Raw genomic sequence first — 11,911 nt, 5'->3', positions numbered from 1 at the left:
GCCCAGACACTGTCGGCAGCCTGCACGGAAATCTGCTGACCGACGATCGACCGCAGCAGGGTCACGAAGGGGTCACCACGCGAAACCAGCGCGGTTCCGGCAAAACGCCCAACGAGGGTGGCCAGTACCGGGTCGAGCATTGCGAGATCTGCAGAGGCCTGATGCCAGTAGCCAGGGGTCATTGAAGAAGGATAATGATCATCACAGATCGGCAGCGTGCGGCACCATGATTATGGCCTGGCGAATCAACGGTCCAGCCGAGTGCCACAGTTGCCAGCTGCGGTCATGCCCTTCGTTCAAGCCCTTTTCCGTTCTTTTTCGCGGGCTTTGGCCTTGCGGCGGCTCGCGTCGATCTCGGGCGGGCGGTAGACGAGAACCGGGATGCTGGAGTGGGTCAGCACCCGGTAGGTTTCACTGCCGAGGAGCAGCGACGACAGACCGCCGCGGCCATGTTTGGACATGAAGATGAGATCGCAGTTATGGTCCTCGGCGGCGTTGATGATCGCCTCCCAGGGGCTCTCACTCACCACCGCGAGCGCCGTGCACGCAACCCCGGCGTCCTTGCACAGTTTCTTGATGAAACCGAGATATTCCTTGGCCTTCCCTTCGGAACCCGAAACCATCTGCGCGAGCACGGCGGGCTCGACCATGCTGCCATAGCTCTCCGATTCCTGTCCGGGATGCTTGGCATACAGAGCAGTGATGGTGGCATTGGCCGCCTTGGCAAAGTCAACCGCGCGTTGTGCGGTATCTCGGGACAGTTGGCTGCCATCGGTCGGCAGCAAGATATGCTGAAACATCCTCGTTCTCCCTCGGGTTGGCGGTATTCAATAGCCATTGGCGCGCGTGATGAAAGCCCATTTTCATTCAGATTCCTTGCAAACACTGCAGATCCCTCTGAAAAAGTCGTTCGTGTTTCGCTGCGGAGGTATCGACCCGGCACATCCGCTCGGAACTACAGAACAGACCCGCCCACCATCGATCTGATGATGCCGGAGGTGGAGCAGTGGCTCCCAGATTACCTATTCCTGCATGGCCATCAGTTCCTTGTCGGCATAGCGCAGGCGCAAGGCCAGCACCTTGGCAAGTTCCTCGACCAGGGTACACGCCAGACGTTTGTGCTCTTCCCTGAGAGTGATGAACTGCTCGCGCTGGAGGACGAAGAGTTCGGTATTTTCGAGCGCAGTCGCATCGTTGAGGCGGGTCATCTGCGACAGGAAAGCCATGCCGCCGAAGAAGTCGCCGCGCCCGTAGGTCAGCGCGTGGTGGCCGCCTTCTTCGACAGGGCTCGGCAGCGTGATGCGGACTGCGCCCTTGCGAATCAGATAGAGCTCGTTGCCAGGGTCGCCAAACGCGTACACCTTCTCGTCCTTGGCCAGCGAGCGTCGCTGCAAGGCTGCTTCCAGGTCGATCAGGGTCTCTTCCTTGTGATCCTTGAAGAGTTCGAGATCCTTCAGTTCCAGTGCCGTCACTTCGGTTGTCGGCACGGTACTCTGACCCTGGTCAAGTATCTGGTCCTCAACCCACTCGACGGCGTCATCGAGTTGACCGAATACCTTGACATGGTCGGTCATCGTCGTCAGTTCCATCTGGTCGAAGAACTCGGCAATATTCCGGCCATTCGGCAGGGTATGCGACAGGCTGCTGAAGATCAGGAAAGCATTGCGTTCGATCAGCGAATCACGTATCTGACTCAAGAGATGCACCGCCGTTACATCGACCGACTGTACGCGCCGCATGTCGAGTACGATGTACTTGCGTTTGCCGAGTTCCGGTTCCAGTGCCGTGTACAACTGGTCCTTGGTGCCGAAGAAAAGGCTGCCCTGCAACTCGAGAATGACCGACTGGTAACCCTCCTTTTCGAGGATGGCCATGTCCTTGCGCAGGCGCACTCGCTTCGAAAAACGGCTACCGCCGTCCATCTTGCGGCGAATCACCGTACTGCTCAGTTGTTCTCGGATGAACAGGAACATCGCCAGGGCGATGCCGACGCCGGAGGCGGCGATCAGGCTGTAACCGACCGCCACGGCGACCACCGCCACGATGACGATGAAATCCATCAGGGTCCACGGCGACTCCAGCAGATGCAGGCTGTGCCGATCGATCATGCGGATGCCGACGACGATCAGGATGCCGGCCAGCGCTCCTACCGGAATCCAGGCGATGAACGCCCCCAGGGCGAGAAAGGCGATCAGGGACATGATCCCTTCGACGACCCCGGAGACGCGGGTCTGGCCACCACTTGCCAGATTGACCAGCGTCGCCCCCATCTGACCAGCGCCGGGCATGCCGCCGGCACAGGCCGAAGCGACATTGCCAAGACCCTGTGCGATCAACTCGCGGTTGGAATCATGGCGGCTGCGGGTCAGGGCATCGAGAACGACGGCGGTTTTCAGAGTGTCGATCGACAGCAGAACGGCCAGCGTAAAAGCCGGTCCGAGCAGACTGCCGATCTGGCTCAGCTTGAGTTCGCCGATTTCCTGCCAGCGGCCGGTGATCGCCTCGAACATGCTTGACGCCGTTCCCCCCAGCGGGCCGATGATCAGCTTGTTGCCTTCGACGACCAGCAGCGACTCGTCGACCGTGGCCAGTCCGAAATAGGTCAGCACCCCGGCCAACAGGCCGAGAATGGCCGCAGGCACGACGCGCGTGAGCATCGGTGCGGTGACCATCACCCCGGCCGTCACGGCGCCAATGAGCGCGCTCTGCCACTGCCACATTTCCGGTGAACTCAGTGCCCGCCACCACGCCGTACCACCGGGAGCCCCCAGGAGTTTCGGGATCTGACTGCCGATGATGATCAGACCAACACCGGTCAGATAGCCGCTGACTACCGGAAACGGAATGTACTTGATCAGGCTCCCGATCCCCATGAAACCCAGCATCAGTTGCACCAGCCCTGAAACCAGGCCGAGCGCGGTCAACATCAGTACGATCGACGGCGCAGCCACGCCATGCTGTACGAGTTCAATCGCAAAAGCCGAGAGAACCGCCGCAGCCGGAGCACACGGCGCCGTAATCAGGCGGTTGGTTCCCCCCATTGCTGGGGCCAGCAAGCCAAGCGCGGTGGCTCCGAGAATCCCGGCCAGGGCACCCAGGCCGGCGTATGCCGGGCCGATCGAGGCGTAGATGGTGACGCCAAAAGCGATTGCCGACGGCAGAGCGACCAGCATCGCAGCCAACCCTCCCCAGAAATCGCCGACCAGCTTGTCATTCTTGAACTTGATTGCCAGTTCCATAAATCCAGGCCCCTCTTCGGTCCCGCATCAACACATCTCGCAACAGACCAGAAGACGGCCTGCACGAGCCAAGCGACGCCCTTTCCAGCAAAGTGGCCCAGGCTACGCAGCCTGGGCCACACGCGATGCTGCGACGAATCTGACACGGATGGTTCTTGTCCAAATCCTTGTTCAGCGCAAGGCCGGACCCCGGCAATGGACCACCGGATCAGGAACGGCCTGCTCAGCTTTGACCGCGATAAAGGACTTAGTGCGTTTCTCCGGCATCGACAGTTGGCAGACCCGCCCGGAAGCGAGCTCGCAGCCCCTGGTCAATACCTTCGGCCTGGTCCGCCACGCGGTCGATCTCCTCGACGAGTTGCGCCAGCGGCAGCTTCACCTCGAGATCGAGGCTGTCGTCGGCAAAGATCTTTCTGAGGATCTGCATCGAGAGACGGTCTGCCTGATTTTCGTACCAACTGACGCCTCGCTCTGCCTTGCCCGGCGATGGTTGTTCCCACCACAGCAACGACGGCCGATAGCTTTCGACCAACACATCAACCGCGGTGCACACCTCATCGGTCAGTTCCTGAACATCCGCAACCAGATTCGCAGGCACATAGCGGTGGGGACTGGAAAACCCCGATTCGATGGCAAAACCGGTGATCTGCCGCTTCATGTCCTTGAGCAAGCGGCTCACGCCGTTCAGCGGGTCGATCATTCCGCACACCAGATTCCCCAGTGCCGATTGCGGGTGTATGCGGGTCTCGAATTTCTGTTGCAGGTCGTCGAGCAGGCGCAGGTGATCAGAAAGCTTTCCGGCGTGCCGCCAGCATGCCCCTTCCGATTCGCTGTTCAGGTAAGCGTCTACCGCTTCCCGGAAAATCGCCGTTGCGTCAGCGATGGCATCCAGATAGCTGTCGAGATCGCTTTCGATAGAACGCGAGGTGACGGACCTTGACGCAGCTTGCACTTGAGTTTCCATGATGACTTCTCCTGCCTGAAATAAAAAAACTGCCACCTGACCCGCTGGTAGGCAACTTGCCCTCAGCGGCCGGTACTTCTTGAAATGCGCGCCTGTCAGCGGGCCACAAACACTATTGCGGCAAGCGGGCAGGACTGACGGCCCCGTAAAGTCGCCGCGACCATACTTTGAGAATGACGCCGGCCCTAGAAAGTTCGCGAGCGATGTCGTAGAGATTTTCGTACAGACCATTCAGCCGGCACGAACGATCCGGAGAAACTCCCGATGGCGAAGTCCGGTGCCACCCCTCGGCGGCCGCCACCTCCCGCTGGTCGTCGAACGTCCGCCAGCAAACCAGCGCACGCTGGCTGGCGATGGCCGCATCGGCATCGAACTCGGCAACGGTTGATCCATTAGCCAGCCGGGTGTAGCCATGCCGCAGGCTCTCGATCGCTTTCCGAATCACCCCCATCATCTGGAAGACGGTGGCGTCCGGGTTTGAGCCCCCCGAAAGGCAGTCGCGAGCGGTCCGGATCAGCACGGCTGCCGCCCGATCCAGGGCTTCCATGGTCGAACGAATCTCTTCAAGTCCGGAATGCGGGAGTGAATCAACGACCGCCTGATGCCGCCGCTGCAGTTCCTGCCGGTGCTGCTCCAAATCGATCAGGCGCAGCGAATGCGCCGATTCCTTCCCCTGCAACACATCTGCAACAACTCTCGCCAGATTCACGATCATCCTTGCCTGTTGGTCGATCATGCTGAAAAAGTCCGGGGTATCGGCCGCACCCACGGACGAACGGACTCTACTCACAACTTGCGATACGGCGATGGTGGTCATGGCATTCACCTGTCTTCTGCTGCGATGTTGGTTGGAAAATGGTCATCAGTAAGCGATAGGTCGGACGGCGAGAACGGAATCCCGGTGGGTCCGTTTTCACATGATGGGCTTGAAGCATAATGCGTACCAGCTACAACAAAAATATTGTTCCCGCTTAAAATCAAAGTCCTGGAAGCAATCTCCGAAGCCTTAGCGAGGCCTTTGGGGGTGCAACAAAACACCATCAGAAACTCGCCGAAGAACCGGGAGGAGCTGTTATATCAACATTAATTCATGTAGTTAATGAACAAATCGAAGGACTGCCGGGCGACGCAGTGTTACACCTTCGAGCCATGCATGCCGCCTAAGGGTCATGACTTTTCCAACCCCCCTGATCATGAAAGCGATGACCATTTCCCCTCCCTTGAAGGGTGTATTCCGGATTGCACGCCAGAATCACCCGATGTGCAAGGGGCATGGCTCCGCGAATTCCTCCTTTTACTTCCGACTCGGCTTCGGGATTCGAGAGCGGTGTAACGTTTTCGTATTGCCTCTGCCCCTGATAGCAGACCGTAACTGACTGTTATGTATGGATGATAACGATCGTCGATAGATTGGGCGGCGGCCGATCCGGCCGATTTGTTGCACCCGTGCAAGTTCCGCTGGCTCCTCTGGCTGAACGCCTAGCGGCTTGATCTTTGGGAAGTCTTGGCTCATTATGCGTTTCGGACGGCTAGGCCAAGAGGGCATGGAGGAGAGGTTTCAGCAAGCCTTTGCCACGAATTCTGGCGTTGTGCACGAACTGGAAGAAGCCCAGATAGAGCGGGAGTTTTTCTTGTGAGAGGCCACGATGGGGACGCAACCAAGAGCGCAGCAACGACCAGAAGCCTTCCATCGTATTGACATGGACTTCATGAAACCCGTCGCCGTCCTCATCGCGGGCGTACTCGCCCCGACTATGGCACACGGTTTTGTGTCCGTACCCCCACTCGGGCAGGCGAGCGTAGATGTCATACTCATCGGTGTAGAGGGTCGTGCCTGGTACGATGACGGCCAAGATCAACGGCTTGAGGGTCGGCTGCTGGACGTTTTCGAGTATCCGCACCACGACCTCTCCACCGCGTTGAAGCATCCCGAAAATTGGTGGCTTCTCTTTTTCGAGGGTACCGCGCCCGCGAGCGCCCTTCAAGCGCCGCCGTCGGCCCTTACGGCCTTTTTTTTACTGCCTCGGGGTGGCCCTTGTGGCCTGCCACGACATAGACCTCGTCACACTCGACCTCGCCCGAAAGCGTCGGCTCCGCTTGCACCGCCACGATGCCCGTGCGCAATTGCGAGGTCATGCGGTGCGCATCATCTTTATTCAGACCCAACTCCTGCCCGATCTGCTCGTTGGAGAGGTTCAGACCCATCAAGTACAGGCACAAGATCCACACCCCCAACGGTTGATGGTGACCCGCGAAGATCGTGCCGGTCAAGTCGTCAAAGTAGCGTCGGCAAGCCGTGCAGCGATATTTCCGGCGCGACGGCTGGGTCGTGTCATGACCTTGCCTGGTCACTTCGGGTGAGGCACAATGCGGGCAGCACACTCCCTCCGGCCAGCGCCGTTCGCGTACTTCGTCGTAACACTTGGCATCGTCCAGCAAGTTCTGAAGGTGGAGCATCGGGCCATATCCTTACGGAATAACAACCCAAAATTCTATCGGAATGGGCGCCTCCCTGCACATAGATCTTCAACCGTCCGAAACGCATAAAGAGCCATTAGAATTTGTACACACTTTGCTTATATCCGCAGCGCTGCAAGGGTGCCTTCGGGATGAATCGTGCGTTGGGGCAATCAGCGGCCGCGGCCAGCCAGATTCCGAATGGAAAGCAGACGCCGCACACCAGCCGTCAACAGGCCTGATGGCCATGCGACCGCCAGCCACGCAGGCGGGGAAAGGAACTGGCCGGCCGATTCCCCGGGTCTGACCCGACCAGGATGCGAGGGGGATCAGCAGAGCTTGACGACGATGTCCAGCAGTGTGCTGTTGCAGATGTTCAGACGTTCTGCCGCACCCAGCAGTTGATTGTAGATTTCTTTGCGGCGGAAGATATGGTGGAAATCCTCGTCGTGGAACAGCTCGGCCAGGGCGCGTCGGTGGGTGCGCGTCAACTTCCGGACCGCCTGGTCGGATTTCTCGGCGTCGGCGCGGCCGAGTTTGGGTTCGCTGCCCAGACGGCCATACCCGGCGGCCACCGCCTCGGCGCCTTCCTTGAGGTACACGGCCATTTCCAGACAGTATTTGTCGGCCTTCAAGGCGAGCAAATTCGCGTCCATCTCGGCAACCACCGTCTTGCAACTGTTGATGATTTCATCGAGGTTGATGATCGCCCGGTGCAGATCCTCACGGTCGATCGGCGTCGAAAAAGCTTCATTGAGCAACGTCAGATTGCGAACCTTGAGGCGGTCGCCTTCATGTTCGGCCTCGACGACCCGTTTGGCGACTTCGGTGGTGCCGGAACCCATGTACTCGACCAGCAGGGCGGCGCTGATCCCGACTTGCGTGCTTTGTTCGGCCAGCAGGGCGAAGAAATTGGGTACTTTCGGAAATACCCGATGCAGGATTCGGCGAGTGAAGGAGGGGGATGCGGTGCTTGCGTTCGACATGAGATTAGACCTTTCCGATGAAGAGATTGACGAGAGCGAATGTCTGAATGGCAACCAGTGCCGAGCCGGGGATGGTGATGACCCAGGTAATGGCAATGTCCTTGGCCTTCTTCCAGCGTACGGCTTTCGGCCGCTCCGAGGAACCGATGCCCATGATCGAAGTCGCGACGACGTGGGTGGTCGACACCGGCGCACCGATGAATGAGGCGGTGAGGATGACCGCTGCCGAGGTCAGTTGCGAACTGAGTGCATGAATCGGGCGGACGCGGTAAATCGCGAAGCCGAGGGTGCGAACGATCCGCCAGCCGCCCGAGAGAATGCCCAGGGTAATCGCGATGGCGCAGGCCAGCATCACCCAGAAGGGCACTTCAAAGGTCGGGATGAATCCGCCCAGCAGTAACGCCAGGGTCAGCATGCCCATGCTCTTCTGCGCGTCGTTGGCGCCGTGCGAGAAGGCGAGGCCGGCAGCGGTGACGAACTGCGCGTAGCGCAAACCGGTATTCGCCGAAGGAGTGGCAGTGAACAGCAGAATGCTCAGCAGGCGCAACATCAGGAAACCCGCCCAGAATCCGATGATCGGTGACAGGATCAGACTGGCCAGAACCTTCATGATGCCGGTCAACTGGCCGTGCATCAGTTGCGAGAAACCCCATACGACATTGTCCATGCCGGCAGAGACGACGACAGCGCCGATCAACCCGCCGACCAGCGCGTGCGACGAGGACGATGGAATGCCGAAATACCAGGTCGCGAGGTTCCAGACGATGGCGCCGACCAGACCGCTGATCAGGATGGCCAGCGAGAGAACCGCCTGGACATCACCCAGAGTGACGAACTTGCCGATGGTATTGGCGACCGCCGTTCCGCCCAGCAGAGGGCCGAGAAACTCGAAAGTGCCGACGATGATCACCGCCTGCACGGGCGTCATCGCTCGCGACGCGATGATTGTCGCCACGATGTTGGCCGCGTCATGAAAACCGTTGGTATAGTCGAAGAAGAGGACGATGACGACAGTCAAAATCGTCAAAATCAATAATGTACTCATGAAGAGGCCCTATGGTGGTGGTCGTGGGTTGAGGTGCGGCGGCCAGACATCCGGGGGCTGCAAAGCGCACCTGGCAGGATCCGACGGGTGAGGTATTCGTGTTCGCGTGCGGTCGATCCTCCTGGCATTGATAAAGGGCTGCGGTGATCGCCGGGAACAACTCACGGCCATGACTTTTCCATGCACGCCAGACCATGAAAATGCCATTTCTGTTTCTCTCCCCCGGCCCTTTCCCGCAAGCGGGAAAGGACGATTCGTGAGTCGCTGACGCGATTTTCACACTCCCCTTCAGTGCGAAGCGACGCTCATCTCACCGTCGTAAGCATTATTCATGCCAAAACCCTGGAAGTCGGACAGAGCTCTGTTAAAACAATTGCTTGGTGAACGCCAGCGGCAGTGATTCGGGAACTCGAAGGGGTGTAACAAAACGCGTCGCAAATCATGCAATTGATTTTTTATTTATTTTAAAAATCAATTTACATCAACATGTTGAAAGCGGCGATGCGGAATGTATCAAGGTGTCGAAAGGTAACACCCTAGAAGAATAAGGAAAACTGCGGTCTGGCAGTTCCTCCGCAGGCTGATGGCCGGCCGATCCGGCAAATCAATGGCCCCACCCCCCTCGTTCCGAGCTTGTCAAGAGCCCTGATTGATCATCACGATCACCTGCTTCAACAAGCCCACCGCGAACGCTGATGGTTGTTCCGGAACGATCGATGCGGCCGCGGGGTGCAGATTTCGCCGCTTCAGGATTCGGGTGGCAGTGCGCGCCGTGCCAGGCGTCGGTTGAGTGCCGGACGTGACAGCCCGAGCAGGGTCGCAGCGACCCCCTGATTGCCCTTGGCGCGCTTGAGCGCTTCCCTGACCATCGCCTCTTCAACCTCGTCGAGGGTGGGAAAGCGCCCCGGAATCAGGATCGGCAAGCCGTCGGATGGTTCCACCGCCGGATCGTCGGCGCCCGTCTTCTGCTGCTTCTGGATCGCCTGGCGGAAGCTGTCCATGGCCAGCACCGCCCCCCCGCGATGCAGGGCCATGGCGTTGAAAACCATGGCCCGCAGTTCGCGCACGTTGCCGGGAAAATGATAGTTGGCGAGCAGGGTGAGGAGTTCGTTCGAGGGCTCCGGGGCGGGTTTGTGGATCGCAGCCGCAGCCTCGTCGAGAAAGTGTTGCAGCAACAGCGGGATGTCCTCCTTGTGCTGGCGCAGTGGCGGCACCTCGATCTGGTGCACCGACAGCCGAAAAAAGAGGTCCGAGCGAAAGTGGTTCTGGCGCATCATCTGTGCCAGCTTGCAGTTGGTCGCACAAACCACGCGTGCGTCACTGGGACGGGCGACATCCGATCCCAGCGGGAAGTACATGTGTTCCTGCAGCAGGCGCAGCAGTTTGACCTGCGAGGCCATCGACAGGTCGCCGATCTCGTCGAGGAACAGCGTGCCGCCGGCAGCCTGGGCGATCAGCCCGGGCCGTGACTGGTCGGCGCCGGTGAAAGCGCCTTTCTTGTGACCAAACAGGGTGTCCGAAAAGAGCATGTCGTCGAGGCCGGCTACATTGACCTGCACGAACTGTCCGCTCAGGCCGCTGAGCTTGTGCAAGGCTTGCGCGAACATCTCCTTGCCGGCACCGGTCTCGCCGGAGATCAGCACTGGCTCGGCAGACACAGCCACCGCTTCGAGGTACTGAAAGAGCGCTCGCATCTTGCGGCTGTGGGTGATGATGCCGGCAAAGGCCTCGTTGTTCTGCAGGCAGTCCGACAGGAGGTAGCGCTTCAGCACTCCCATCTGCCGACGCAGCGAGTGCACTTCCAGGGCATGGCGAACGCTCGCCACCAGGCGACTTTCCTCTACCGGCTTGACGAGGTAGTCGAATGCCCCTTCCTTCATGCTGCGCACGGCGGTTTCGACATCCTGGGCGGCGGTCATGACGATCACCGGCACTTCCGGGTAGAGGTGAACGATGTCCGGCAGCAGCTTGGTACCGCTGAGATGCGGCATCATCAGGTCGAGCAGCACGGCGCTTGCCGGTTGCCCCTCGAGCATTGACAGCAGTTCCCGGCTGTCGCTGACCATCTGGATGTGGGCAACGCCCGCACTGTGCAATACGGCTGCACTGGCGTGCAGGACCGACTCCTCGTCATCGACGAGAAAAACGGGCAGGCTGGCAAAGGATTTTTCCTTCATTCACTCCTCCGTGCTGATCGGCAGGTCGATGCTGACCGTGGTGCCGGAATGGTGGTTGGCTTCGAAACGCAGTACGCCACCGTGTTTTTCGACAATCGACGAGGAAATCGACAGGCCCAGACCAGTGCCACCGCTTTCGGCCTTAGTGGTGAAAAAGGGCTCGCCAATCTGCGCCATGACCTCCTCGGCAATGCCTTCTCCCTGATCCTCGACCTGAACGATCAGCCGATTTCCGGTCCGCTCCGCCCGTGCCGAAACCTTGACCGAGCTACTGCGATCGGGCAAGGATTCAAGGGCGTTGACGATGATGTTGATGAACACCTGTTCGAGCTGCTGCACATTGCCTTTGACCGTTGGCAACGCTTCCGGCAAGTCCAGCGTAAAGGCATCGGTATGCTTGTGGATACGGGTATCGAGCAGGGTCACCACGGCATGCAGGATCTTCCCGATGTCGGCGAGTTCGTTCATATGTCCGCGATCCTGCTTCCCGAGGTGCTTGAGATTATCGACGATCTTCTGAATCCGTTTGGCGTTTTCGCCGATGTCGCGCATCCCTCTCGAAATGGTCTGGCGCGCCTGCTCGAAACTCAGGCCGGCAAGCATGAAGCTGCCCTGCTCCTGTTCATACTCGTTGAGGATCGGCAGGGCATCCTGCCAGATGCGGGCCAACAGGGGTGCATTCGCCAGAATGGCGTGATTGGGGTTGTTGATTTCGTGGGCGATGCCCGCCGAGAGGACACCGAGGGAAGCCAGGCGAGCGCTGCGGATCGCCTGCCACTGCAGCTTGCGATTCTCGGTGATGTCGGTAATCACCACCATTGCCGCCATCACCGTAGTCACCACATTCGCCGAACTGATCGGCACCATGCGGATCTCCCACCAAGTGGCATCACTCGAGTTGTACTGGAAATGCTCGATGCGTCCGCTCCGGAACACCTGCCGCAGTTTCTCGAGGTAACCCTCGCGAACCTCCGCAGGGAGGATCAGTTCCGATCGTTTCTCGCCGACCCCGCCGACCGGATACGGTAGCGGCCGGGTGGTGA

The 11,911-nt window shown here is 59.4% G+C and carries 8 protein-coding genes and 2 pseudogenes; all 10 read right to left on the bottom strand.

Annotation, left to right across the window (positions count from 1 at the left end):
- Window positions 1-140 (bottom strand): annotated as a pseudogene (locus CAPSK01_RS24335) (DNA-3-methyladenine glycosylase 2 family protein); the annotation flags it as partial.
- Between the two features lie 156 nt (window positions 141-296).
- Entirely contained in the window at window positions 297-800 is a 504-nt protein-coding gene (locus CAPSK01_RS12840; RefSeq protein WP_034927203.1) for a universal stress protein, read from the bottom strand.
- Window positions 801-1,022: 222 nt separating this feature from the next.
- Window positions 1,023-3,239, bottom strand: coding sequence for a SulP family inorganic anion transporter (locus CAPSK01_RS12835; RefSeq protein ID WP_034927201.1), 2,217 nt, complete (start codon window positions 3,237-3,239; stop codon window positions 1,023-1,025).
- A gap of 247 nt (window positions 3,240-3,486) precedes the next feature.
- The gene (locus CAPSK01_RS12830; RefSeq protein WP_034927198.1) at window positions 3,487-4,203 is read right to left on the bottom strand and encodes a hypothetical protein; all 717 of its coding nucleotides are present in this window, start codon (window positions 4,201-4,203) and stop codon (window positions 3,487-3,489) included.
- Window positions 4,204-4,315: 112 nt separating this feature from the next.
- Entirely contained in the window at window positions 4,316-5,020 is a 705-nt protein-coding gene (locus CAPSK01_RS12825) for a hypothetical protein (protein ID WP_273703635.1), read from the bottom strand.
- Window positions 5,021-5,732: 712 nt separating this feature from the next.
- A pseudogene (locus CAPSK01_RS12820) lies at window positions 5,733-6,660 on the bottom strand (IS1595 family transposase).
- A 329-nt stretch (window positions 6,661-6,989) separates the two neighbouring features.
- Window positions 6,990-7,646 carry a DUF47 family protein gene (locus tag CAPSK01_RS12815; protein WP_034927194.1) on the bottom strand — a complete coding sequence of 219 codons (657 nt, stop codon included), beginning with the start codon at window positions 7,644-7,646 and terminating at the stop codon, window positions 6,990-6,992.
- A 4-nt stretch (window positions 7,647-7,650) separates the two neighbouring features.
- Complete coding sequence (locus tag CAPSK01_RS12810) at window positions 7,651-8,691, bottom strand: inorganic phosphate transporter (RefSeq protein ID WP_034927191.1); 1,041 nt, start codon at window positions 8,689-8,691, stop codon at window positions 7,651-7,653.
- Window positions 8,692-9,437: 746 nt separating this feature from the next.
- Window positions 9,438-10,868 (bottom strand): sigma-54 dependent transcriptional regulator, encoded by a 1,431-nt coding sequence (locus CAPSK01_RS12805; RefSeq protein ID WP_034927188.1) that lies wholly within the window; start codon window positions 10,866-10,868, stop codon window positions 9,438-9,440.
- A partial coding sequence (locus CAPSK01_RS12800) for an ATP-binding protein (RefSeq protein ID WP_273703634.1) occupies window positions 10,869-11,911 on the bottom strand: 1,043 nt, incomplete at its 5' end.

Origin of the sequence: Candidatus Accumulibacter vicinus (genome assembly GCF_000584955.1) — a bacterium.
Taxonomy (GTDB): Bacteria; Pseudomonadota; Gammaproteobacteria; order Burkholderiales; family Rhodocyclaceae; genus Accumulibacter; species Accumulibacter vicinus.
Note: the sequence above shows the minus strand (reverse complement) of the source record. Positions and strands in the feature narration are given on the sequence as shown.